20 protein-coding genes are annotated in these 25,621 nt (G+C 60.4%); 14 read left to right on the forward strand and 6 right to left on the reverse strand.

All coding sequences use genetic code 11. The annotated features are described in order from the left end of the window. Nucleotides 1-505: 505 nt before the first annotated feature. From ACNQOP_RS15710 to ACNQOP_RS15755, 10 genes are all read left to right on the forward strand, one after another. The gene (locus ACNQOP_RS15710; RefSeq protein ID WP_416405044.1) at nt 506-5,227 is read left to right on the forward strand and encodes a sacsin N-terminal ATP-binding-like domain-containing protein; all 4,722 of its coding nucleotides are present in this window, start codon (nt 506-508) and stop codon (nt 5,225-5,227) included. Continuing rightward, the gene (locus tag ACNQOP_RS15715) at nt 5,224-6,834 is read left to right on the forward strand and encodes an NERD domain-containing protein (RefSeq protein WP_416405045.1); all 1,611 of its coding nucleotides are present in this window, start codon (nt 5,224-5,226) and stop codon (nt 6,832-6,834) included. Before ACNQOP_RS15710 ends, ACNQOP_RS15715 begins: the two co-directional genes overlap by 4 nt. Next, the gene (locus ACNQOP_RS15720; protein ID WP_416405046.1) at nt 6,827-9,964 is read left to right on the forward strand and encodes a helicase-related protein; all 3,138 of its coding nucleotides are present in this window, start codon (nt 6,827-6,829) and stop codon (nt 9,962-9,964) included. The genes ACNQOP_RS15715 and ACNQOP_RS15720 overlap by 8 nt, the downstream gene beginning before the upstream one ends. A 38-nt stretch (nt 9,965-10,002) precedes the next feature. Further along, a complete protein-coding gene (drmB, locus tag ACNQOP_RS15725) occupies nt 10,003-11,793 on the forward strand; it encodes a DrmB family protein (RefSeq protein WP_416405231.1) in 1,791 nt (596 codons plus the stop codon). A gap of 350 nt (nt 11,794-12,143) precedes the next feature. Next, nucleotides 12,144-13,031, forward strand: a complete 888-nt coding sequence (locus tag ACNQOP_RS15730) for a NaeI family type II restriction endonuclease (RefSeq protein WP_416405047.1) — start codon at nt 12,144-12,146, stop codon at nt 13,029-13,031. A gap of 304 nt (nt 13,032-13,335) precedes the next feature. Next, entirely contained in the window at nt 13,336-13,500 is a 165-nt protein-coding gene (locus tag ACNQOP_RS15735) for a MarR family winged helix-turn-helix transcriptional regulator (RefSeq protein ID WP_416405048.1), read from the forward strand. Between the two features lie 240 nt (nt 13,501-13,740). Then, nucleotides 13,741-14,169: a hypothetical protein gene (locus tag ACNQOP_RS15740; protein WP_416405049.1), complete on the forward strand. Its 429-nt coding sequence runs from the start codon at nt 13,741-13,743 to the stop codon at nt 14,167-14,169. A 629-nt stretch (nt 14,170-14,798) separates the two neighbouring features. Then, a complete protein-coding gene (locus ACNQOP_RS15745) occupies nt 14,799-15,116 on the forward strand; it encodes an ArsR/SmtB family transcription factor (RefSeq protein ID WP_416405050.1) in 318 nt (105 codons plus the stop codon). After that, complete coding sequence (locus ACNQOP_RS15750; protein ID WP_416405051.1) at nt 15,109-15,516, forward strand: SRPBCC family protein; 408 nt, start codon at nt 15,109-15,111, stop codon at nt 15,514-15,516. The genes ACNQOP_RS15745 and ACNQOP_RS15750 overlap by 8 nt, the downstream gene beginning before the upstream one ends. 104 nt (nt 15,517-15,620) lie before the next feature. Next, nucleotides 15,621-16,688 carry a hypothetical protein gene (locus ACNQOP_RS15755; RefSeq protein ID WP_416405052.1) on the forward strand — a complete coding sequence of 356 codons (1,068 nt, stop codon included), beginning with the start codon at nt 15,621-15,623 and terminating at the stop codon, nt 16,686-16,688. A gap of 9 nt (nt 16,689-16,697) precedes the next feature. On the opposite strand, the gene ACNQOP_RS15760 is transcribed toward ACNQOP_RS15755, so the two are convergent. Together ACNQOP_RS15760 and ACNQOP_RS15765 are read right to left on the reverse strand one after the other, a co-directional pair. Further along, complete coding sequence (locus ACNQOP_RS15760; RefSeq protein WP_416405053.1) at nt 16,698-17,003, reverse strand: winged helix-turn-helix domain-containing protein; 306 nt, start codon at nt 17,001-17,003, stop codon at nt 16,698-16,700. Next, nucleotides 17,000-17,443 carry a hypothetical protein gene (locus tag ACNQOP_RS15765; protein ID WP_416405054.1) on the reverse strand — a complete coding sequence of 148 codons (444 nt, stop codon included), beginning with the start codon at nt 17,441-17,443 and terminating at the stop codon, nt 17,000-17,002. Before ACNQOP_RS15765 ends, ACNQOP_RS15760 begins: the two co-directional genes overlap by 4 nt. A 177-nt stretch (nt 17,444-17,620) precedes the next feature. Between ACNQOP_RS15765 and ACNQOP_RS15770 the strand changes: the two genes are divergently transcribed. Continuing rightward, on the forward strand, nt 17,621-18,808 hold the full coding sequence (locus tag ACNQOP_RS15770; RefSeq protein WP_416405055.1) for a TerC/Alx family metal homeostasis membrane protein: 1,188 nt from the start codon (nt 17,621-17,623) through the stop codon (nt 18,806-18,808). A gap of 2 nt (nt 18,809-18,810) precedes the next feature. On the opposite strand, the gene ACNQOP_RS15775 is transcribed toward ACNQOP_RS15770, so the two are convergent. The 4 genes from ACNQOP_RS15775 to ACNQOP_RS15790 form a co-directional block, all read right to left on the reverse strand. Next, nucleotides 18,811-19,413, reverse strand: coding sequence for a TetR/AcrR family transcriptional regulator (locus ACNQOP_RS15775; RefSeq protein WP_416405056.1), 603 nt, complete (start codon nt 19,411-19,413; stop codon nt 18,811-18,813). 12 nt (nt 19,414-19,425) lie between these two features. After that, a complete protein-coding gene (locus tag ACNQOP_RS15780; RefSeq protein ID WP_416405057.1) occupies nt 19,426-20,271 on the reverse strand; it encodes an alpha/beta fold hydrolase in 846 nt (281 codons plus the stop codon). A 45-nt stretch (nt 20,272-20,316) separates the two neighbouring features. Continuing rightward, nucleotides 20,317-21,312, reverse strand: a complete 996-nt coding sequence (locus ACNQOP_RS15785; protein ID WP_416405058.1) for an NADP-dependent oxidoreductase — start codon at nt 21,310-21,312, stop codon at nt 20,317-20,319. Nucleotides 21,313-21,534: 222 nt separating this feature from the next. Next, complete coding sequence (locus ACNQOP_RS15790) at nt 21,535-22,899, reverse strand: MFS transporter (protein WP_416405059.1); 1,365 nt, start codon at nt 22,897-22,899, stop codon at nt 21,535-21,537. A gap of 182 nt (nt 22,900-23,081) precedes the next feature. On the opposite strand from ACNQOP_RS15790, the gene phnD reads away from it, so the two are divergent. From phnD to phnE, 3 genes are read left to right on the forward strand one after another with little or no spacing between them, the layout of a single operon-like run. Continuing rightward, nucleotides 23,082-23,981 (forward strand): phosphate/phosphite/phosphonate ABC transporter substrate-binding protein, encoded by a 900-nt coding sequence (gene phnD, locus ACNQOP_RS15795; protein ID WP_416405060.1) that lies wholly within the window; start codon nt 23,082-23,084, stop codon nt 23,979-23,981. Beyond that, nucleotides 23,978-24,787: a phosphonate ABC transporter ATP-binding protein gene (gene phnC, locus ACNQOP_RS15800; RefSeq protein ID WP_416405061.1), complete on the forward strand. Its 810-nt coding sequence runs from the start codon at nt 23,978-23,980 to the stop codon at nt 24,785-24,787. Before phnD ends, phnC begins: the two co-directional genes overlap by 4 nt. After that, the gene (phnE, locus tag ACNQOP_RS15805; protein WP_416405062.1) at nt 24,756-25,619 is read left to right on the forward strand and encodes a phosphonate ABC transporter, permease protein PhnE; all 864 of its coding nucleotides are present in this window, start codon (nt 24,756-24,758) and stop codon (nt 25,617-25,619) included. The genes phnC and phnE overlap by 32 nt, the downstream gene beginning before the upstream one ends. The last annotated feature ends 2 nt before the right edge of the window (nt 25,620-25,621 follow it).

Genomic DNA, 25,621 nt, shown 5'->3' on the forward strand with positions numbered 1-25,621 from the left:
CCAGGAACGTACGACTACTCGATCAAGTGACGTTACATGCAGTGACAGACACTCACAGTAGTCCCGAAGGACCCGGTAGCGGGTCGTAATGCCATCGATGGTGTCCGATATCGCAGGTGCACGGTAACTGCACCAGAATTGCCGGAGAGGAAGTCACCGTCCCTAAAAGGGGCGGCCTCGCCGTCAGAAGCCAGCGGTAACTGATTAACAGCTGCCGCAGTATCTCGGCCAACTTCAAAAGGGACTGCTCAAGCCTTCCCTGGCTTGAGGGTGTCGGTTGTCGCAAAAAACGGTGCGCCAGACAGCCGCCGATCTGATCGCTGGTTGAGTGGGCAGCGTTCCTGCCTTCACCAGGACGGGAACAAGGCGGCAGTATCTGTCGAGTTGCACCCGCCCTCATGGACCTCGGCGGCGACACACACGGCGCGTCTATATGTGGCTGTGTGCCTAAAGTACCCTCGTCCTCATTAGGATCGAGGAGTCGGAATGGGGAAAAGGGAACAGCATGACACAGGACTTTTTTTGGAGCGCGCCGAACCAAGTGCTCCTGGACTTTCTCGAGCGATGGCAGGCGGTGGTCCCCCGGATCTACCGGGAGGATCCGAAACTGCTCGATGAGCACGCTGGCCAGGAGAACTCGTTCCGCACCAGCGGCTATTCAAGACGTCAAGTGACCGAACTGGTTCAGAACGCAGCCGATGCAATTTTCAGGTCTGGACGACCTGGAAAGATTAGGCTTATTCTCACCGATCGGTACCTTTACTGCGCAAATGACGGCCAGGAGTTCAACCAAGCGGGAATCGACGCGATTACCCATGCCTACCTCAGCGACAAAAGAGGCGAGGAGATCGGTCGGTATGGTCTGGGGTTCAAGTCAGTCCTTGCAGTGACCGACAATCCGCAGGTTTTTAGCCGTTCCATCAGCTTCCACTTTGGCGCACCAGAAGCTCGAGCAATCCTGACTTCGGTTGGTGCGCGCGAGAACGAACTCCCGTTACTACGCCTCCCCACGGCATTGAATGCGATGGAGGCAATCAAAGAAGATGCCACATTGAAAGAATTGACGGAATGGGCCAGCACGGTCGTGCGACTTCCGCTTCAACAGCACGTGGAGCTGGAGGAACAGTTGCTGGGCTTCCAGACCCAGTTCCTGATATTCACTCCGCACGTAGAGAAATTGTCCATAAGCGTACGGCGCAACGGCACCGAGCGCGAGATCGAGCACACATGCCAACCAATAGGACCATCGTCCTATGAATTGCAAGGGCCACGGCTGGACAGCCAAAAGTGGGCGATCTTCAAGCGTGAACACCACCCGTCACTAGCGGCACGTCAAGACGTAGACGCTGCCATAGCTCGGAAGTCGATCCTCGTCACCTGTGCAATGCCTTTGGACCGTCCGGGAAAAGAAGGCGAATTCTGGGCTAACTTTCCGCTATCCGACCGGACGTCCGCAGTAGGTATATTCAACGCACCTTGGGCGCTGAGTGAGGACCGTAGTCACATTCTGAGTGATAAGAAGTACAACGTCGAGATCTTCGACACTTTGGCGCAACTGTTCGTTGATTCCTTGCCGAACCTTCGAACCCGCGAGCAGCCTGCACGGCATCTCAGGTATCTCCCTAGCCGACCGCAGGAGTTCCACTCCCCAGCTGACAAGGCTCTGATCTCACACATCCATCGCAAGGCCGCGGAAGCGGCATTGATTCCCGATACCACCGGTCGGTTACGGCACGGAACTGAAATTATCGCTCTTCACTACGGCGCTGTCCTACCTGCCAGTGCCATGGCAACGTGGGCAGCTGCTCCACACACACCGGAGCACGTACCACACGTGTCGTGCTACGAAGACGACAGAAGCGGAACCATCAGAGTTCGCCTACGAGAGATTCACCGGAGAGCATTCGCTGACGCAAGAGCGCTGCTGCAACGAGATTTGCCCCCGTCGCAGAACGAGGTTAATCCCGCGGCCTGGTTGAGCATGCTGGGAGATGTGGATGATGTGAGTTATTCACAGGCTGCGCTGGAGATGATACCCAGCATTGAACCTGAGTCGGCCCGCGCAAGCTTGTCCTCGGCACGTATTGTCCCCACAAACAAAGGCCGCCGTGTCGCCCTCAACGAGTGCTCAAAGGTCCACCTGCCTCCCGAGGGCGGTCTTGAACTTGACGGCTATGAGCTCGTAGCAGACGACGTTGCAAGTAACATGTCTTGCCGCAGGGTTCTTGGGAAATTTGGGTTCAAGACGCTGGATGCCGATGTCATATTTACTTCTTTGCTGTCGACTATGGGGCCCGATTCCACGGATCGCCAGTGGGAGGACCTTTGGGACGAAGCTCTTAACCTGGAACCGCGTCGGTTACTTCTAATACTCAAGGACTGGCGAAGCGAGGGAAATGTCGTCAAGGTCAGCACCAAGGGGTCGACGTGGCGCGATTCTGAAGAGGTGTTCGACCTCCAGAACCCACCCACCCATCTTCCCTGGCCGGATCGTGTTTTGGCGCCGAACTTTCTCACCAGGGAATTGATTGAGGCCCTCGGCGTCATTACCGGATTTTCAGCCCGATACCCGGTTATTGAAGAATCAGCTTTTTCAGAATATCGCGCCTGGGCAGTCGAACTAGCCAAGACAGCGGGAACCGAAGATAGGGAGTCACCCCCGGAAGACTGGTACTTTGCGGAAGAACGAGGAGGCGGACCAATCGGCCTCCTCCGTGATTTGTCCCAGTTGAATCCGCAACCAATCGACGACCTACTCCAGTTGTCTGCGGCTCTACTCAAATCCCATACTGCCCGTGAATGGAATCTACACAGCCCGGATGGAGCTGAGACTCATCCGGTACCCGCTCCTCATCTTTGGGCCGTGATGACGTGGGGGGTCGCAAAAACATCCTTGGGGGTAATCCTTCCGGCCTCGCGCTTGGTGTCTCCTCTCCTGGAACAGTATTTTCCTTGGGTACCCCTACCGAGCGATTCGCACTTCGGTATACTGCCGCTGCCTGAGTCGCTCGAGGAGATAGACACCGACATTCTCCTCGAGGGTATGAGAGCAGGCCAGGGCATACAAGCCACTGCTGCGGTGACTACCTCCCTCACGAAATTTCTGTGCAAGGCTCTGCCACAAATTGGCGAAGAACAATACTGGACCGGCGAGATACCAGCTGTGATCAATTCGAAGATCGCCCTAGTCCCAGCTGGGCAGATCTTCATCGCTTCGCAGGAGGAGCAGGTCGAAGTTCTGAAAAGATCGATGAATCCTTATCTCCTCGTCGAGAGCGACGCCCTCCGCAGCATCCTCTTCGAGCACGCGGACTTCCAGGATGCCGCAAGCGCAATACGATTCGAGTTGATTCCGCAGCAGCCTTCTGAACCGGTGCTGCTCATTGACTGCATCCCGACCATATCAAGTCTGCTTGACCGGAAAGACCGGAGGATTACCATCACCGAATGCTCCGAGATCGTGGCACGTCAGTTGACTCCGACCGGTACCCAGGAGCAAACGCTAAAGCGTGCCTTCCACGATGGGACCGTCTATGTAACAAGTGATCCTTCTGCTCGGGGGGGCGCCCAGAACCTGCTTGCCTGGATCAATCAGGAGGTCGGTTTGAGATTGAATGCCGCGGATATTGATGATGCGGTCCAGGCTCTCTTCAGGGCAGATGCTAATGAGGTGAGACAACGGTGCCTTGCAGCTTCGTCCAATGAAGAACGATTGAGGGTGTTGGCGTCACCGGATCAGCTCGAAGCTAAGCTTCCTCGCGGCCTAACCGGAACCCTTCGAGCTATGGGCACCGTAATACGTGACGAGGACATGGCAAGGTTGTTCCTAGATTCTTATGGCACTGACAGCTTGAATCATCTTGCGGATGAGCTCAGAGGTCTGGGCTTGACGCCTCCCGACAAGTGGGGTGGCCTTGGGCCTGCCCGTAGGTTCGTCACGGAGTTGGGTTTCACACCCGAATTCGCCGGGACATCCAAGCCTATACGGCCGCCAGCCGAGATAGTCATGGGTAAACCTGGTCTCGGGGCACTACACGACTATCAGCAGGAAGCGCTTAGGGCACTACGGTTCTGCCTTCGTTCCAATCCCGGGAATGCTGACAAGGCTCTTTTAGAGTTGCCGACCGGTGCCGGAAAAACCCGCGTCGCTGTGGAGTCGTTGGTCATGGCGTTTTTGAGCAACGATTTCGCTGCCTCGGGCCCAGTCTTGTGGATCGCGCAGTCCGAAGAGTTGTGCGAACAGGCGATCACCACGTGGAGTGAGGTGTGGCGGGAGTTCTCCGACGAGAGATCTTTGAGTATCAACCGGTTTTTTGGTACGCATCGACCCCAGGCACCTGAGTTGGACTTGAGTGTGGTTGTGGCGACTGACGCGATGCTCTACGAGCATATCGATGATGATTCGTACGATTGGATCTATGCGCCCGTCGCCGTGATCGTCGACGAGGCCCATCGGGCGGCGGACAACAAGACCTACAGGCGGATCTTCCAGCGTCTCGGCGTCGACCTTGGGAACCGAGAACGCCCTTTGATCGGCCTTTCTGCTACTCCTTACCGCGGAAGGAATCCTGAGGCGACGAGTTTGTTGGCGAAGCGGTTCGGGAACAATCTTGTACAGACGTTAGGCCCGGACCCCATCAAGGAGCTACAGGATCGCGAGGTACTAGCTCGTATCGATCATCAGGTCCTTCCCGGTACACATCTGACCATCGATCAGTCGGAAATCGGATTCAACAACTTGTCACAGGACACATTGGATCGCGTGGGTGGTGACCAAGAGCGTACAAAGGGCATCGTCAATCACATCTTGGCCTTGCCTGAGGAATGGAAGGTTCTGGTCTTCATGCCTTCAGTGCTTTCGGCTCAGGTGCTGGCGACGATCCTAAAGGGTGAGGGCCTAAAAGCCGCCTCAGTAAGTGGGCGGAGTTCGCGGGGAGAACGATCAAAATTGATCTCCGACTTCAAACGCGGCTCCCTCCAGGTCCTGGTGAACTGCGATCTGTTGACTCAAGGGTTCGATGCGCCCCAGATCCGTGCCCTCTACGTTGCCCGGCCGACGATGAGCGAAAGCCAGTATGTGCAGATGGTCGGGCGTGGACTGCGAGGACCCAAGAACCGTGGTTCGGAGCGGTGTTTGGTAGTGAACCTCGAGGACACGATCGAGAACGTTGACGTCGATCTGGCGTACCGAGGGTTCACCCAGTATTGGGGGGTTGCGGGCTCGTGAGGCTAATCCCACCGGCGGACTACATCGACGCCCACAGTCATGCAGAGCGAAAGATTGCCGAACTCCTCACCGCCGTCCGTTCCGATGAAGGTGTCGCCTACCATTCGGTCCACCTCCCTCGGCACCGCAAACAGGTGATGGGTGAAGCGGACTTCGTCGTCCTGTGGAAGGGGGCGATCCTGGTTCTTGAGGTTAAAGGAGGGAGGATCGGTCGAACCGAGGACGGCATCTGGTTCTCCATGGATCGGCAAGGTATCCAACACCCTCTGCGGCGCAGCCCGTGGACGCAGGCCAAGGATGCTTCATTCGCATTACTGGACATCCTCACCAGACAAACCGGCGAGGACGGTTGGCCCTTCGCTTACGCCGTGGTGACCCCTGACCAAAATCTGGCCGGGGACGTGGAATGGATTCCCCAGCAACATATTGGTCTGAACCGGATGACTCCCGAGGGGTTGGAGCGGAGTCTAGACGCGTTGGCTCGGCTAGCTCGTACACCACCGGGCGACTCCGTCTACTCCCGTAGCCACGGTATTCGTCCGGCGGCCAGTCTCTCCACTGTCCTCACCTACCTGCGTCGCGAGGTGGACGCTATGCGGACACTGCCAGACACCGAGATGCTTATCGACCAGAACATCGTAACTATGACCGATCAACAGGTAGACGCGATGAGGGCCTTCGAGCGCAATCCACGAGTCCTGGTCTTGGGCGGGGCAGGAACGGGAAAGACCGTCGTAGCGATCGAAGCGGCGCGCCGCGCCGCCACCGTCGGCAGTTCCGTAGCATTCGTCTGCAGCTCTCCCGGTGTATTGAGGGTCGCGTCGGAATTGTTGATCGACAGCCCGGTACACTTGATGCCCTTTGATTCGATTCCCGACGAACCCGTCTTCGATGTGCTCGTCGTCGACGAGGCACAGGACCTGCTGAATCTGGAGGATATGAGCCGGCTGTCGGAGTCCGTCCGCGGTGGTTTGCAGAACGGAAAGTGGTGGATTTTCCTAGATCCCAACAACCAGACTCATCTGAGCGGGGTATTCGACGAGATCGTTTACCAAGAGGTTCACTCTAGTGCTACTATCGTCGACCTGACGAAAAACGTCAGAAACGCCCGCACGGTAGTGACCGCCGTGCAGTCCCATCTTGGAGCGGACCTAGGCAGCCCACGCATCGGCGAAGGGCCCGATGCCTCAATCGTGCAGGCCCGCACTCCGGAAGAAGCCCGCCGTCGTCTGGAGGGACGCCTCACAACCCTTCGGGATCAGGGCGTCAGTCGGAAGAAGATCACAATTATCAGTGCCGCCGCCAATCCCGAGGCGTCAATTCTTGCCGCCCCAGGCCAACCCCAGTCGAACTACGTCATGGCGAACGAATCATACGAGGTCGTCACGGCGGCGAACATTAAAGGTCTTGAGCGGGAGCACGTGATCGTCGTTGACGTCACCGACCTTGCCACCGCCGTCGGTCGAGCCGGATCCTACGTCGCGATGACTCGGCCTCGTTACTCGCTCTACGTCATATGCTCTCCTGAGGCCTACCAGGTCATGGGACGAAACGCGCTGCAGTACATACAGAGCCAGACAGGGAAGGCTGCTACAAACAATGAATGAAGCCGTCCAACGCCAACAACGCGTAGTCGAGCACCTCGAGCAGCAATACTTGGGCCCAATCGAGGGACCAGAGGAATTGCTCAGGAATCGACCCAACGCGACATACCTCGTCGGAGTCCTCTACCCGGTGGGGGTCGGGGTAGAAGACGACGAACCAGACCTCTCGACCGAAGAGCACACCAGCCAGGAAGAGATCGACGGTACCGCAGAGCCAGCTATCGACATGGCCAACGCGTATCAGCCCTCCTCCAGCGCCCTGTCGTTCATCCACGACGGTGAGGGAGTGGACGTTGACCTCAGTTACGCCACGTACAGCGAGGAGAAGACTGACACCCAGATCGCTTGGCGGCGTCAGGGCCACCAATTCTCCCACATCCTATGCGGCCCAGGAGCCGACACGGTGGCCCCCGGCGATGGGCGCGTAGTACTGGACGTACGGCGGCGTTCCTTCGGCCCGAACAGTTGGCTAATCACCATTGCCATCAGAAACACCCGTGTAGCCCCTAAAAATGAGGACGGAGAAGGGCAGTTACGCACCGAGGACTGCCTTTACCAAGTGGGCATGACGGTTCGGTCGATCGCAGGTCGGATCCTTCCCTACATGACGGTAGAGGACCTCCGACTGGATCCGGAGCAGGAAGAACTCGCGGTGCGTTACCGACACCGCAAGGTCTTCGCAGTGGGCCATGGGACATCTGTTCGCTGGGAGCATGATGGGGCCGGCGGGTGTTCCTCGGTGTCTCTGGCCCCTTTGCCTCACTTTACTGTGCCACCCATCCAGGCCAAGACAAGTGACGACGCCATTCTACGGTTGGACCGTCTTGCCCGAATTCAGGACAACACTGCTGACATTCTCGCCGAGCTCCGAACGTTCGTCGACGACTATCGATCCTGGACCCAAGAACAGCAAAACGAGGCACAAGGACTCAGCGAGCGCCATCGGGAGGCAGCAGGAAGGATCACCGAACGACAACGCGGCGCCGTCGAGCGTATGCACGAAGGAGTCAATCTACTTGAGAGCTCCTCAAGCGCCAGGGATGCCTTCCGCCTGGCTATGTCCGCCATGCATGAGCAGATGCTCCACTCAGATCACACAAAAGCCTCTGGGTCCGAAAGAAATAAGCCAAAACGCGCACCGACTTGGCGGCCGTTCCAGTTGGGATTCATTCTCGTCGCCCTCACCAGCACCGCGGACACCAACCACCCGGACCGCGACCTCGTAGATCTGATCTGGTTCCCTACTGGTGGAGGCAAGACAGAGGCATACCTCGGGCTGGCAGCGTTCGAGATATTTCGGCGCCGGCTCGAGCAAGGGATTAGGGGCGGCGGTACTGCTGTAATCACCCGCTATACCCTGCGGCTGTTGACGACACAGCAGTTCCAAAGGGCAGCGACCCTTGTTTGTGCCATGGAACGTCTTCGAGCGAGAGACTCACTCGCGAAGGGCATGGCTCCGTTCACCATTGGGCTCTGGGTTGGTAACGCGACAACTCCTGGGACGCAGGAAGAAGCCATAAAACGCTTGGAGCTCACCAGGAGACGGGAAATTCCCGACAATCCCTTCCAACTAACCGAGTGCCCTTGGTGCGGACACCGAATGATGCCAGAAACCAGATCCGATCAAGCCCGGGACTACGGAGCCGTGCATTCGGCCGGAGACATTTGGCTCCGCTGCCCGGATCGTTCCTGTCATTTCCACGACAGGCTTCCGGTAGAGGTTGTCGACGAGAGGATCTACAAATACCCACCCACTATCTTGTTGGCGACCGTAGACAAGTTCGCACGGCTGCCCTTCAAGCAGGAGGCAGGGGTCCTGCTTGGTGCGGGCCCTACGGCGAACGAACCACCATCGCTGATCCTCCAGGACGAGATGCATCTGTTGTCTGGCCCCCTGGGCACCACGGTCGCAATCTACGACGCCGCCATCCTGGGCATCATAGGGGAGGTAGGAGGACACCCCAAGATCGTCGCGTCCACCGCGACGATCCGCTCGGCTGAGGACCAGGTAAAAGGTCTCATGGCCCGGAATGTCCAACTGTTTCCGCCGTCGGGGCTCAACGAGGAGGACAGCTACTTCGCCCGTCCAACACAGGATCCCAATGCCCCAGGCAGAACCTACATTGGGCTCATGCCTCAGGCGTTCACCCAATCCACCTCTGTGGTGCGTGCCATGGGGGCCATGCTCGAAGCGCCATGGCGGGCCGCGCGGGGACGAGATGATCTCAAAGGAGTCGATGCTTACTGGACGGCGGTGGCCTATCACAACAGCCTGCGCGAACTGGGCCGCACCGTAACCCTGGTACGCGACGACGTTAACAGTCTGCTGGCCACAAGGCGTGGCGTGGAAGGCAGGACACGCCAAATCCGCGGAGACGGAATGGTGGAGCTGACTAGCCGCGTGGATGCTCAGGATCTTCCGAAAGCCCTGCAGCGGCTGGAACGTGGTCTCGACAAAGGCGATGCCGTGGACGTGGTCGCCTGCACGAACATGCTGTCGGTGGGAATCGATGTCCCCCGGCTAGCCCTGATGCTGATGAACGGTCAACCAAAGACCACCTCGGAGTACATCCAGGCCACCAGTCGGGTCGGACGAGGTGACGTCCCAGGCATCATCGTCACGATGTACCGAGCCTCTCGCCCTAGAGATCGTTCCCACTACGAATCATTCCTCGGCTACCACCAGTCGCTCTACCGCAGCGTTGAGCCCACAAGTGTCACACCTTGGTCCGCGGCTTCTAGACACCGGTCGTTGGCAGCAGTCCTGGTGACCATGGTCCGGCACCTGAGCCCATGGCGAGACGACTCTCAGGCGGTACTTTTCCGGGCCGATTCCAACGTTGTGCGAAACGTCCGTGAGACCATCCTGGACGTCGTGCAACGTTCGGACCCAGACGAGTACCAGGCCACGGAGGAGCATCTTGACCGGCTGATCGACCAGTGGCGCATCCGCACCTCGCCGGACCCAGACACCGGGGAGTCGGCACTGCTATATCAGCCCTCACGAGGGAAGTACGAAAAGCCTGCCCTAATGCGTAAATTTGACGAGGATCGAGAGGGCTGGGCCGTGATGAATTCCATGCGAAGCGTCGATTCGAATATCAACATGAAGATCATCGGGGAGAAGTCATGAGCTTTAAGGCCAAAGCAGAGCAGGACAAGATTCCTGGGATGCGTCAGCTCAGACTGCAGGAGACAATTTACCCATTTGGAGTCGGCGCCATCGTTGACATCAAAAGCGAATCATTTATCGGCATGGACACGGGGACGTGGAACGAAAAGACATGCGAGCCCCTATCCTGCCCACCTTTGGAACGGGCGCTGGGAGTCCTGCAGCTGCGCCGACCCCCGACCGCGGGAGAATACAGTAGCAATCCTAACTTCGCCTTGCCTTACCGTCGTTTCCCGAAATGGCGCTTTTGTCAGGACTGCAGCCTGATGTCAAACCGGATCCATCACAAGAACGGAGCTAGTGCCAATTGCTGCTCCAGATGTGCAGGACCGATGGTCCCAATGCGTTTCGTCGCCGTCTGCAAGGCTGGAGGCCACATTCAGGACCTCGACTGGCGACGATGGTCCCACTTTGAGTCATCGAACGACAACCAACGCCAGTGCAAAGATTCTGAGCATCTGGAACTGCGAACGACCCCAGGATCAGGAGAAGGCCTGCGTTCGTTGAGGGTCTTGTGCCGCTCCTGTGACGCCTCGAGGCACCTGGGCTCGCTAGGACGCAACACGTCGTTGTTCGAAGAGGGATACAAGTGCTGGGGCTTGCAGCCGTGGGAGCCTCAAGACACACCCAAGCAATGCCAAGAGGAACTGCGAGTTGTCCAACGAGGCTCCACCAGCGTCTACCAAGCAGAGACGGCTTCGGCGATCGACATCCCAGAGCTGGAATCGGCGACGGTAGCCCTGCGGGACAAAATCCTCCATAATGACATGTTCAAGGCCGTCTTCGGACAACACGCGGGACCATTGCTGGACCACGCAGTCCCAGTCGTCGCCGCCCAGACCGGAGCCCCGGAGAACCTGGTCCGTCACTTGTTGGCGACAGACCCCGCGACCGACACCACACAGCTGCAGAGCAACTTGCACTCAGGAGAATGGGCAGCGTTCGACCGGGTCCTGGCCGGAGACACAGAAGTGACGAACCCCGATTTCGACGTACATCCTTCTGACTACCCCCAAGATCCAGGCGCCCTAGCATCCTTGGCCGCATTGGTTGCGGACGTCGGTCTGGTGCGCCGGCTTCGGGAAGTGCGAGCCCTTCGGGGTTTTCGCCGCTACGAGCAGGAGGGCTTCACCCGGGTGGACCTAGGAAGCATAGATGGCCTCAAGTGGTACCCGGCGATTGAGCAGTTCGGGGAAGGCATCTTTGTCCGATTCAACGAGCAGGCGCTCTGCGCGTGGGAGGAGAATCCGGCGGTACAGCGACGAACTCAGCATTGGATCGATCGAGGAGTGAAGCTAGCGAACCGAAGAGGCGTCATCGCCGATCTCCACCCCCGCTATGTGCTCCTGCACACCTTGGCACACCTGTTGATGCGCAGATTGGAATTCCAGAGCGGGTATTCAGCGTCGTCCCTCTCCGAACGGATATATGCCTCAAACGACGGACCAGACCCCCAGGGGGGTCTATTGATCTACACCAGCAGCGGGGATGCCCAAGGCACCTTGGGTGGACTGGTCCGTCTGGGTGAGGCCCGGCATTTCTCCCGACTCCTCCTGGGCGCGGTCGAGGACGCTGACCGGTGCTCCAACAATCCTGTGTGCGCAGAGAGTCGGGGACAAGGTATGAACAGCCTCAACCTGGCCGCATGTCACGCATGCAGCCTGATCTCCGAAACCTCCTGCGAGCGAAACAACATCTATCTTGACCGAAAGCTCCTCGTGGGCGACAACTCTGTGCCGGGTTTCTTCCGGTCCATTTTGATGGATGCCCGCGCGAGCATCGAGGGGTGAACTTCAGAGAGGGTGGGGGAATGAGCCTCGGAGCAGGCGTGCGTTCGCGTACAACGCTACAAACTCAATCCACCTCGCCACGGCTTCCATGGTGTGAGTTTCAAGTAGACGTAAACTCATGAACAATGAATGCTAATGTCTCCGTCGACCCGATTACTCTTTTCGACCCACCGCGTCAGTGGGCGGCAAAACAACGAAATGCGAGAGACAGCGAGGGTTCCAAGAGGACAGGACGCGCCCGCCCGTGTCCGCCGGACCCAGACAAGCGACCCGAACCGGCTCTGAAGTCACGGCCCCGCAGGACTACAGCTGTTCCACCCGCTCCCGCCCAAGACCCTCAGATCCACCACATGAAGGGCTTGATTCAAGCAGCTGACCCCAGTGGCGCTCTTTGCGGGAATGCCATCCGAAACGCTCTGGACCAGGCCTACGACGGTCGACGGACGGGCCGGTGGGACTTAACCCAGCTGGCAAAAGCAGAAACAGCGCAAATCGGGGCACTCATCGAGGTCTGGCTACAAAGGGTGCTCGGTCTCGACGACGGCATCTCGACCTCGGTACAAATCGGTGGGTACGACATAGCGAGTACATGGAGTGAGCGGATCGACGGCTGGACGCTTGACCGTCCCGTGCCCGGAGAACGCGAAATACCCTACTTGGTGATATGGGCTAACGAGGAAACCTCACGATATAGCCTCGGGATTTTCCGGCCGGGCCCTGACTCGCGGGGAGTCTCATCGGTGGACCGTGGACGCCCCCGCTTCACTCAGATTGCGATAGACCAGATCCTCTGGGTTTTCGACGGTTGCGCCCTCCCGACCAACGTACTCATCAAACATCCCGAATCCGCGATGGCCGCAGTAGGCCAATCCTCGGGCCAGGCAGCTGTAAACGCGCTGTTTCGCCAAATACAAGGTGAGCTGGTCCACCACTCCGCTGTGGAGACTGTCGCTCAGCAGATCGATTCTTCGAAGCGAATCCGTGATGCTCGAAAACATCTTAGAAGAGAAGGAATCGTCATTCTCGGGCACTACCGGCCCCAACCTGAGATTGCTGCTTCGCTTGGGCTGCCCTCCCCACGAGTGGGAACCTTCGTGAGTCACCGTTTAGCCCCAATGGAAGCTGGGGAGCTGGGCACCGGAGCTGAGATTGACGGCGGCCGGTGGCGACTTGCCGTTTCTGACGATCCGGTCTCGTTGGCACCTGTGCTTCCTGTCCAGGGCAAAGATCGATCATGACCTTGTCAGCCCAACCCGGTCAAAGGCGCAGCGACTGGCACTGCGCCAGCGAATCCTTAATGTTCTTCGCACAGGCAGGCGCGGGAGCAGGCGCGAACCTATTTTCGGCAACACCCGACCCTGAAGAAGCATGCGGCATTACCTAGTAACAGGGTGTTCACTCTTACAAGATTTGACCGATCTCATGCCCACATGACAGTAGTCCGTTTGAATCAAGAGCCGGTTTTGTGAGACACCCCTCCTGTTTCTGTAAGGTTCGCCGCCGCTTCAGACTTGTTTGCTGACCAGAAACGTGGATCGGCGCGTGTCCCGCGGCCTGGTTCATCGCGAGGCCAACCCCGAGAACCGTCGGCAACTCCTCATTAGACTCACCCCCGAGGGACTCGCCTTGGTGGACGAGGTCCTGGCGCATCACGGGGCGAATCAGCAGAAGATGCGGGAGGGGCTCTCCAAAACTGAGCAGACCTAGCTCGCGAATCTCACCCGCAAGTTCCTTCTAACAAACGACGACGGCGAACCCACCTAAGTGGGCCGTGCGAGGATGAGGCGTGGACTCTTCCTCCGAAAACCTGGCCAGAGCAATCGGAAAAGCCTTGGGCGGAGGGCAAGCGAGCGCCTATGACGGTACCGTATTCTGCCAAGGCCTCAACCATAAGTTGAGTTACGCCGTCTCTGTGCACCCAGGGCCTTTACGTGGTCCGCGACGGAGTTGCCGGACGGACCTACGCGCACGTTCGACCCCCGACGACTGATCATCCAGACCGACGGCGTGGATGATCCCTACGGCCTTTCCATTGAGCGCATTCCGTTTGCTTTTCCCGAAGCCGTTCAACCTTCCTTTCCGCTGTCTCTGCCCATCTGGGGCAGGCACTTGGACGACTATCACCCGGTCGCCTCCGAAGTTCGTGGCTTGGACACGACACTCCTGCTCCGGCATCGCATGGACCCGACGATTTTTGGATCCTTCACTTTCGAAACCGAAAGCGGTATCGCCAAGAGCTTCTTCACTCCCTCCACCGCGATGAAGCTGGACCGTGAGACCGTGCCCGACCATGGAAGCTACGACTTCGGTTTCGTAGCCGGCTCCGGAGACGCTGACTTTCAGAATCGCTTTCGCCCGGATCAAAACACCCGCTAACAAGAGATGGCCCGCAGACGTCAGTCCTCAGGCCATCATCAAAGCCCGAGTCACTCAGTGCCTCGAGGCTCCGCACTGGACTCAGGTCGTTTGCTCCACCGCAACGCATAAACGCCGTAGCAACCGAACCCCAACATAAGAACCGCTCCCGCGGCCCGCCACCAAACAAACGGATGCCAGGTTGCGAAGACTACGGCCATTACGAAGAACGACACCACCTGCAGCGACGGAATCCTTTTCGTCGGGCTGCCCTCAATCATCACGGCACGCTACCAACCGGCGAAGCCCATGAGCGTCAGCCCAACACTCGACAACGTTCCCGCGAGCGCCCACCCGACGACGGCACCACCCAACGCCCAGCTCTAAGGGTGCCGTTACGGCCAGGACGATTGCTATCTTGCTGATGTACCTCCGGATCATTATTGCTCCTAGTGAAGAACGATCTTGCTTGACCCGCACAGCCTGCGCCGGGAACCATCGGCTAGGTGCCCAAAAGCACCGAACTAGGTGGCGGGCCAGCCAAAATAGGTGCTAAAAGGCCCAAAAATGAGTGGCATAGCAGACCCTCTAGGTGCCACCAATCAGCCCCGAACTTGTCCTGTCGGAAATTTCCGACATATGATCGAGCGGTGCCCATCGACGTCTTCGGAGCCCTCGCGAACTCTTCGCGGCGCACCATCCTCGAGAGCCTCCTCGGAGGCCCCCTGACTGCGGGCGAACTCACCGGCAAGCTGGAACTCAGCCGCTCCTCGGCGTCGGAACACCTCAGCGTCCTCAAGGAAGCCGGCCTGATCCGGGAGGAACGGCAAGGCAGGCACAGGATCTACCATCTCCAAGCCGCCGGGCTGCAGGAAGTCAGCGGCTGGCTGAAGCACTATGAGCAATATTGGAACCAGCGGCTCGACGCCCTGGCCGATCTACTGGATGAGGAAAACACCGATGACTGAGAACGCGATCCGCCTCGAACGCACTTTCCCACACCCCCAGGACGCCGTGTGGGCAGCCCTGACAAAGCCCGACCTCCTCGCCCGCTGGTGGGCACCCGGCGACATCGCACCCGTGGTCGGCCACCGATTCACCATGGACATGGGCGGCTGGGGCCAGCAGCCCTGCGAAGTCCTCACGGTCGAGCCCGGCACGTCCATCAGCTTCAGCTTCGCCGAAGGAACCTTGGACACCACCATCACGTGGAAACTGGAAACGGTCGACGCCGGGACCACCCTCTACTTCGAACACGCCGGCTTTAATTTGGACTCGCCCATGGGACGCCAGGCCATCGAGGGCATGGGCAACGGTTGGCCTGGCCTCCTCACCCGCATCGACCAGGTCCTGGTCAACGCCAGCTAGCATCGGCACCCAAGGCGAGTGCCGTCGTCGTACTTTCCTGCACGGTTCCGGACGTAGATCCAGCACCAACGGCGTGCGCCGCACGGGCATGGCAGGATGGGCTGATGTTGCCCGATGCCGAGTCCTTGCTTGCAGGTCCCCGCGGAAGACGACTGTGCCTGGAGCTTGCCATGGAAGCCGACGAGGAAATCCTCTGGGCCGCACGCCACCTCAGCTACAACCTCGATCCCGCGGCCGGTAGGTCGAGGGCCATGTACACGCTCAGCTCCTCGAAGGAGCCCGAGTCAGTTCCAGCTGCCCCGACCGTCGCCGAGCTGATTGACCGCATCAACGCATTGGACTTGGAAACCGTGAATTCCTTGGTGCCATACGCCCTGCAGCGAAGCGTGGACACCGCCAGGTATTGGCAGGAACCCGACGGTGAGGACGCTCTCGCCGCCACGGATGCGGTGACTGCTGCGTTGGCACACATCGCAGCGGGGGTTTTGGAATCGCCCGCGTCGCAATGGTGGTGGGACGGCTTCCGGCCGGGGCAGTGGGCGATCGACTGGCGTTCCGCAAACGACCCAGCTCCACTCCCTCGAAATCCCCAGCAAATCCTGTCCAAATGGGGCCGTAAGGAGCGCGCCGATGAGGCCCGGGCTGCGTGGGAACGCCCTGCAGACATCAGGGCCCAGGTGGGCGGAGAGTGGTGGTCCATCCCCCATGGGCTAGTGCAAACTGTCCCGCTCATCCCCGAAGGGCTCAGCCTCGTGGAGGATTCCCTCGGGTGGGAAAATGCGACCACCATCCCTGTGAGCGCCGCCGGCCGGATTCTGGAGATACGCACGGCCACGGATTGGACCGATCTTTGCCGGACCTACCCACTGGAGGTCACTGCATCCCGCCGCCATGACTGGTTCCGCTCTACCGGTCGCCACGGGCGCTGGCTCATCCCTGACTGGGAGCAGGCCGCCTCGGAATGGGACGCCGTGCACCTCACCGTCGCGGGCTACCTCAACGCGGCAGGTCGCGCGCTCCCCGTTGGCCCGGACACCGCAACAGTGATCGCGGGTTGGGACCCGGGCAGCACAATCTGGCTCACTCACGCGGCCCGCGAATCCGAGCAGCCACGGCAGTTCTGGCACCGGCCGGATAACCAGGACGAGTGGTTCCAAATCCGGGCGGATTAGGAGACCCGATCAACCGCCCGCGATCTCCCGCAACGTCTGCAGATGACCGGCCCACACCTCGCGGCCGGCAGCCGTCAGGCTCGCCGACGTCCGAGGCATTTTCCCGGCGAAGCCCTTCTTGATCTTCACGAACCCGGCCTTCTCCAGGATGGCAAGTTGCTTGCTCAGTACGGAGTCGCTGACCTGGATGGCGTCCCGCAAATCCTTGAAGTCAAGCGACTCGGCTTTGGCGAGCGCGGCCATGATCGAGAAGCGGACCGGCGAGTGGACGAGTTCGTTGAGCTTGTGGCGCGGGTGTTCCGCAGGGATGCTCATGCGCGCAGCTCCCGGAAGGCCGCGGCCAGGCCCACCACACCAAGCGCGACGCCCGCCGGGAGGTAGAACCATAGGTTTCCGTCCCGGAACAGGATGGCTCCTGCCGCCAAGGCCACCACATACAGGGCGAAATACGCCAACAGCGATGTCAGGAAGCGCTTGGTGTACCCAGCCTTCGTGGAACGCTGGAACATGGGCCAAATACTGGCCGTCACTGCGGCCCATGCACCAACGGAACAGGCCAGCAACGCAGCGCCGTAGCCGGTGACGAGCACTATGTGCATGCCGATCATGAGCAGCGACCCTATGATCGCGAGGCTGGTGAAGGTGACAGCAACCGGCCAAGCGGCGGCGTTGGTTGAGGCGGCGCCGATGGCCTCTGCCTTGGCCAGCAGTTCACGTGCTTCTGCAGCGGATGGGCTGCCGGTGGTCTCATTCATGCTTCCCCCAAGGATTCGAATCTGATGTCTCGACAGTAGGAAAGTACTTTCCATGTTGTCAAATACTTTCCAGTGATCACCGTTAACACCCGCCCCACCAGACCCGGTAAATTTGATTCCACGAGTTTGACCCTCGGTGAGCAACACCATTCGCGCGCCTCACGAAAGCAGGATCACATGACCGTCTCTCCCCTTATCTGGGGCATCACCATCGTCGTCATTCTGGCGCTCTTGGCCTTCGACTACTTCTTCCACATCCGCAAGGCCCACGTCCCATCGCTGAAGGAAGCGGCCATCTGGTCCTCCATCTATGTGGGCCTCGCGATCGTTTTTGGCATCCTGGTGCTGATCTTCGGTGGCGGCCAGATGGGGTCCGAGTACTTCGCCGGCTACATCACGGAGAAGGCCCTCTCGGTCGACAACCTATTCGTGTTCCTGATCATCATGGCCAGTTTCCGGGTGCCGCGTGAGGATCAGCAGAAGGTCCTGCTCTTCGGCATCGTCTTCTCGCTGATTGCACGCACCGGCTTCATTTTCCTGGGCGCCGCGCTGATCAACTCGTTCGCTTGGGTGTTCTACATCTTCGGCCTGATCCTGCTCCTCACGGCAGGCAACCTGCTCAAGCCCGGCGACCACGGGGACGATCAGGCTAACAACTTCATCATCCGCGTGGCCAAGAAGCTCTTCCACACCACGGATAAGTACGACGGCGACAAGCTCTTCACCATGGTCAACGGCAAGCGTGCCCTCACGCCGATGCTCTTGGTGATGGTCGCTATCGGCGGCACGGACATCCTTTTCGCGCTCGACTCCATCCCAGCCATCTTCGGCCTGACCCAGAACGTCTTCGTCGTGTTCACCGCCACCGCGTTCTCCCTGATGGGCCTGCGCCAGCTCTACTTCCTGATCGACGGGCTGCTGGACCGCCTCATCTACCTCTCCTACGGCCTCGCAGCGATCCTGGCGTTCATCGGCGTCAAGCTGATCCTGCACGCACTGCACGAGAACAACCTGCCGTTCATCAACGACGGCGAGCACGTCAACGTCGTCGAAATCACCACCGGCCTCTCGCTGAGTGTGATCATCGGTGTCCTGGTCATCACCGTGGTGCTCTCACTGATCAGCCCGGCGGGCAAGGCCCAGACGGCCATCAACAACGCCCGGCGTCACGCCGTCGACTACCTGGACCTGGACTACACCGCCGATGCCAACGAACGAGAGCGCATCTACCGCGCCCTGACCGCTGAGGAAGCGCAGATCGTGCAGATGCCACTCAAGTACCGCAACAAGGCCAAGGACGTGGAGAAGATCCGCGAGCAAGTGGCCGAGGCGCACCGCCAGCACGAGGCGTTCCTCAACCGCTAAAGCTAGCCGCCCAGCAGTACGCTGACCTGGGCACGGATATCGTCGCCAACCTGGGCATCGTTCAGGCCCAGGTTGGCTGCCGACGTCATGCTGATGAACATGATCGCGGAGATGATTCCGGCCAGCTTTTCAGCTCCCCGCGCCGCAAGCTTTGTGTCACGGTTAAGGACATCGACGACGGCGGCTTCCGTCCGTTGGGTGAGGGCCAGCGCCTCTGCGTGGTGCGGCTCAGCCGGATCACCAAAGACGATCTCCTTCAGATAGGTTCTGCCGTTCTCAATCTGGACCCGGTTGCAGGTGATGATCGGGTTGACGATGGCCATCACCGCGTCCAGGACCTCGGCTTCGGCGGCGGCCGCTTCGATTCCCACGTCCAGCGCCTCAGCGTATTTCACGTTGTGCACCAGAAGCAGCAGCTCCGCCTTGGTTTTCGCATACAAGAACAAGGTTCCCGATCCGACGTCGGCCTTTTCAGCCACTTGCTGGGTGGTGACCTCATCCACTCCGTACTGGGTGAAAAGCTCTCGGGCGGCCGCGGTGATGCGGTCAAGCTTTTCCTGCTTGTTCCGCTCACGTCGGCCAAGGGTCTGGGGCGCAGGCTGCATTCAGCTACCGTATCAGCGGCCCAAGAACTCGAGGGCTACAGGGACGAACCTGTCATGGAACTGGAAGATGCCGCCGTGTCCGGAATCAGGGTAGATGACCAGTTCGCTGCCCGGAATCCGGCGGTGCATGTCGCTTGAAAGCACCGAGGGCACCATGCGGTCGTTGTCTCCGTTGGCGATCAGGGTCGGCTGGGTGATGACGCCCAGATCGGCCGACGGCGACAGTCCCCACCGGCGGATGGCTTTCAGTTGCGTCTGGAAAGCGCTGAGCTTGATGGGTGCCTCGCGATTGGTGGTGCGTTCCTTGAGTCGGTTAATGAAGGCCCGGGCGGCAGGCTTACCGGTGGCATTCCTGTTGAAGAACAGGAACTCCTTGGGATCCTGCCGGGTGAGGCTGCCCCGGAGAACGTCGTAGTACGTGGTTCCCATAATCTTCTGAATGCCTTCTCCACCGGCAGGGCCGGTACCGGCGAGAACCAGCTTGCGCACCAAACCGGGGTGCTTGAGCACCAACGACTGCGCGATCATGCCCCCGAGTGAGAAGCCGAAGAGATCCACCTGCTGATATCCGAGAGCTTGGATGAAGGTGGCGGCGTCGTCGGCCATGCTCTCGATGCTGTCCGGAACGGTGCCAGTGGTCGCGCCTACTCCTCGGTTGCTGAAGGTGATGACGTGGTGCTTCGCGGCGATGGGGTCGATGATGCGCGGATCCCAGTTGTCCATGGTCCCGGCGAGGTGAATCAGGAAGACCACCGGAACCCCACCCTTGGGCCCCATCTCCCGGTACGCGTACGTGACTCCGCCTGCCGTCACGGTCTTAGCGGGTACTTGCAAATATGACTGTTGTTCACTGCTCATGATGTTCGTCCTGTCCTGTGGTTGTTGCTGGCTAAAGGTTTTTGGCTAAAGGTGGCTGACAACGGTCTTGCCGCGGACGCCGCCCTTTTCCATGGCAGCAAGGACATCGGCCGTCTGATCGAACGGCACTACTCGGCCAAGGACCGGCTTGATCTCCCCCGCATCGATAAGTCCCGCAATGCGGCGAAGCTGGTCTCCGTCGGCACGCATGAAAAGGAACTGGTAGCTAACGCCCAGGCGGCGGGCCTTGCGGCGGATACCCGAGCTCAGCAGGGTCGTTGCACCCAGCAGCACAGGGTTTCCGCCCAGCTGCCGGGCAAAGTCTGCGTCGGGCGGGCCCGCGATGCCGATGGCTTTGCCACCCTTTTTCAAGACCTTCAGGGACCGTTCCAGGTTCTCGCCGCCGAGGCTGTCCAGAACCAGGTCGTAGTCATGAAGGATCTCCACGAAGTCCTCGGCGCGGTAGTCAATCACTACATCAGCGCCCAGCTCACGGACAAAGTCTTTGTTCCCGGCGCTGACCGTCGTCGCTACGGTTGCGTCCAAGTACTTGGCCAGCTGGATGGCGATTGAGCCTACTCCCCCGGCACCGGCATGGATGAACACCTTCTGCCCAGGGCCAACGTTTCCGCGCTCCACCAGCGCCTGCCACGCGGTCAAGGCCACCAGCGGAAGCGAGCCCGCTTCTTCCATGCTGATGGTGGCCGGCTTGATGGCCAGGTCTTCTTCGGCCACCGCGATGCGCTCCGCGAACGTGCCGATCCGGTGGTCCCCTGCGCGAGCGAAGACCTCGTCGCCGGGCGTGAAGGACCGCACCTTTGGCCCCACCTGCAGGACCACGCCAGCGACGTCGTGACCAAGAACCTGCGGCAGTTTGTACGGGAGGATCTGCTTGAACTCCCCTTGCCGGATTTTCTCGTCCAGCTGGTTCAGGCCGGCCGCGTGAACCTCCACCAGCACATCGTGGTCGCCGAGCACCGGCTCGGGTACGTCAACCTGCTGCAGTGGTTCCTTGTACTGGTTGAGGACGAAGGCTTTCATAAGGGGTCTCCCGTGTTTGATTTCTGACTTAACTCAATTATGAGTTCACTCAGTAATTTAAGCAAGGGAGGCTGCGGACCTCCCCCGTCGGAGACGCCCGCACGCTACCCCGGGAGACGGCGCCGGTGGGACTGCTGAGCCCCGTTTAGACGACTCGCTGCGTATAAGACGGTAGGAAACGTCGAATACGCAGCGAAACATCGAAATGGCCAGCCTGAAGCGTTACGTCGAGGGCTTCCGCCACATCACTGCGAGCACCAGCACCACGGCACTGAGCCCCAGCATCACCAAGACCATCAGTCCCCAATTGGCCTGGTTCACTCCAGGGCCGTAGAACACGCCGATCAACACTGTCGCCGTGATCGCGCCAAGGTAGCGGCAGGTCTGGAAAATCCCGGCGGCCACTCCGCGCTCTTCGGGCCGGGCGGAAACGTAGAGACCCTGATTGGATGCTGTGCTGACCATCCCATATGGAACACCCATCAACGCGGTCAGCACGAACACCAGCGGCGCCCACAGCGTCAACGTCAACGCGCCCAACGTTCCTGCCGCAGCAGTAAGAATCAGAACGCCGGTGATCAATACAGGCCGGACACCGTACCGCTCGATGAACCGCACCGTCAGCGGCGTCACCACAACCGACAACGCCGCAAGGGGCAGCATCAGCAGGCCTACTACGCCGGCGTCGTAATGGCCAGCTTCCTGCAGCAACTGCGGAAGGCCGAAGAACGCGAAATAGTAGACGCCGCTGAAGACGATAAACAGCAAGTAAACCAGCAACAGCGGACGGTTCCGCCCCAGCAAACGCAGATCCAGGAATGGCGGACGGAAGCGCAGCTCACGCCAGGCGAAGAGCGCCCCGATCACGGTAGCTGCGGCCAGGAGGTGCCAGCGGTAGCCCGGCATGACGTTCAAGAGCGCCATCATCGCAAGCATGAGCGAGGTGACGAAGGCCAAGATGCCGGGGATGTCGGAATCGCGGAGCAGCGTCCCCAAGGAACCGGTCTCGCGATGAGCGTCCGCGGGCGCCGTCTGCCGAACCACGATCATGGCCAGCAAAGCGATAGGCACGTTGATCGCGAACAGCGCCTGCCACCCAACAAGGCTCACCAGCAGTCCACCCACTACTGGTCCGACAGCAGCGGCAGAGGTGTTGGCCATCTGGATCCGGCCCAACGGCCGCGTGGGCGGCAGCTTAGCCAGCCGGCTCAGCTCGGTGACCATCACGACGGCGGACGGGTACGCCGTCGCGGTCCCGACAGCCATCAGTGCGCGGGCCACGCAGACGAGCGCGAAGTTGGGCAGGAACGGGGCGATCGCGCAGGTGACTGCGACCAAAGCCATGCCGAACATGAACAGTCGGCGGGGGCCGAAGCGGTCCGCGAGCCTGCCCATCAACGGCTGCCCGGCGGCGGATGCGAGGTAGAACGACGTGATCACCCAGGTGACCGTGGCGACGTCCAGCGAGAAATGCTCCCGCAGCACCACCAACGCAACGGCGATCATGGATGAGTTCAGCGGGTTCAGCGCCGTCCCCAGGCTCAACGCAGCAATAGCTAATCCGGGGCGGGGGTTGTTGGCGGTCACCTACCCAAGTCTGCTCCATGGTTGCCTCGGGTCACGAAATGGGGACACAGGGCGGACTTCGCACGCCATCCCAAACAGTTAACCTTCCCGCCATTTGAAGTACGGCAGTCTCGTAATTCCGATTCAGATACTGCTGGTTTCGTAATTCCCGTCACCCCCCACACATGACGGAAGGCACCACCATGCACGCTCGTGCAGGCATCATCGCAACATCGCTCATCGGCCTCCTGGCCATCGGCGCCCTCGCCGGCTGTTCAGGCGACGCCACCGCGGCCGGAGCAAACAAGAGCAGGACCGAGCTGGTCTTCGCCACCCCTCCGGGCACCGACGATCCCGAAGAGCAAGCCATCATGGCCGACCTCGCCACCATGGTGGGCGACGCATCCGGCCGCACCGTGACCAACCAGCAGCCGGCCGACTACCTGGGCGTCGTGGAAGCCGTCCGGAACGGATCAGTGGACGTCGCCGTCCTCAGCCAGTTCTCCGCCGCCCTCGCGTACAAGACGGAAAGCGTTGATCCGCTGCTGGTCTGGCCTGCCAGCTCAGAGCCCGCCAGCTTCTGCCTCGCCAAGAAGGACAGTGGGATCAAGTCCCTCGCTGACGTCAAGGGCAAGCAGGTGGCGTTCATCGATCCCGGCTCCACCACCGGCTACTTCATGCCCAAGTCGCTCCTCGCCAAGGCCGGGCTCACCGACGGCACTGACTACAAGAGCACCTTCGCCGGCTCCCACGACTCCGCCGTCCTGGCCATGGCCAACGGGAACGTGGACGTCGCCTGCACCGCCCGCCAGCTCTACCCCACGTTCGTCCAGAAGGGCGTCATCAAGGAGGACCAGGTCACCATCATCGCCAAGTCCGACCCCATCCCCGTCGGCATCTCCATCGTGGTGCGTAAGGACCTGGACAACGAGGCCCGCGAAGCCCTTAAGGCCAAACTCCCCGCCCTCATGGCCGGGAACGAGAAGATCGCAAAGACGTTCGGCATCACCGGCCAACCCACTGCCGATCCGGACTTCAGCACCTACGCTCCCCTGGTGGACGTGGCCGAGTCTATCGGCGTGGACCTCCAGGACCTCCGATGAGCCTCTTGTCACCAGCAGAAAGCACGACGGCGGCAGTCACCTTGAGCGGTACGCCCACGGTCCGCGCACGCCGGTTGCGGGTCCAGTACGGCGAGCAGGTAGCGCTGGCAGGCGTCGACCTGGATGTCTACCCGGGCGAAGTCGTAGCACTGCTGGGCCACTCCGGTTCGGGCAAGTCGACCCTCATGAAAACCCTCACTGGCATTGCACCCTTTACTGCCGACGCATTGGAAGTGGCCGGCCGGGCAGTAGCCCGGCAAAACGCGGGCGGCCTGCGGGAGCTGCGATCCGACGTCGGATATGTTTTCCAGCACTTCAACTTGGTGCCGCGACTGACCGCCCTCACCAACGTGCTGTCCGGCGGCCTCCACTCGGCAGGGCCGTTGAACATGCTGGGCACGTTCAGCAGGGCGCAGCGGACCATGGCGTTGGAACTGCTGGACCGTGTGGGCCTGGCACACAAGGCCAAGCAGCCGTGCCGCAGCCTGAGCGGCGGTGAGCAGCAGCGCGTCGCGATCGCCCGGGCGCTCATGCAGCAGCCACGCCTCATCCTGGCCGACGAGCCCGTTGCGTCGTTGGATCCGCGGCTCGCCGGGAACATCCTTGGCCTGCTCCGCGACATCGCCCGCGAAGAACAGATCCCCGTGATCGTCAGCCTCCACGTCGTGGGCCTCGCCCGCCGCTATGCCGATCGGGTCCTCGGCCTCCACTCGGGTGAGCTCGTGTTCGCCGGACCCGCCACCAACATCACGGAAAAGGAGGTGCACCAGATTTATGGAACAGACACTGAGCTCCTCGAAAGCTGAAGCCCCCGCAGATGCATCCAAGACCATCAATACCACCCTCTCCGAGGCCGACCGCCTCCGGCTCTCCCGCCCCTTCGGCCTCCCCACACCACGAGGCGCTGCGCTCTGGGTGATTGTTGCCGTCGTGCTGGTCTGGGCCGGAATGGGAGCGGGGTTCAACCCCGACAAGCTGCTCAGCGGTATCCCCAACATGGGCAACTTCCTGGGCCGCCTGTTCCCTCCCACGTTCGACAAGTTCGGCATCATCATCAAGCTGCTGGTCGAAACGCTCCAGATGGCGTTGGTTGGTACCGTGCTTGGCGCGCTGGCATCCCTGCTGCTTAGCTTCGGGGCGGCCAGCAATGTCGCCCCGCGCTGGGTGTACACGTCCTGCCGTGCGGTGCTGAACGTTCTGCGCTCGATTCCGGAACTAATCTTCGCCCTGATGTTCGTCTCCGCTGTGGGCCTGGGACCGTTCGCCGGCATCCTGGCGATCGTGCTGGGCTCGGTCGGGTCCATCGGCAAGGTGTACGCCGAAGCCATGGAATCCGTGCAGACTGGACCAGTGGAAGCACTCACCGCCGTCGGCGCCAACAAGCGGCAGATCATCACCTACGCAGTGCTCCCCCAGGCCGCGCCCCTGCTGGTCAGCTACACATTGCTCCTGTTCGAAGGCAACGTGCGCGGTGCCACCATCCTCGGATTGGTGGGGGCTGGCGGCATCGGCCTGGAGCTGACCACCGCCATGCGCATGTACGACTACGGACACCTTTGCGCCATCATCATCAGCATCGTCGTGCTGGTGACCATCATCGACCGGGTCAGCGCCTTCATCCGCGCCAAGCTCAGCTAGGA

This window comes from Arthrobacter sp. LFS091 (genome assembly GCF_047977885.1).
Lineage (GTDB): Bacteria > Actinomycetota > Actinomycetes > Actinomycetales > Micrococcaceae > Arthrobacter.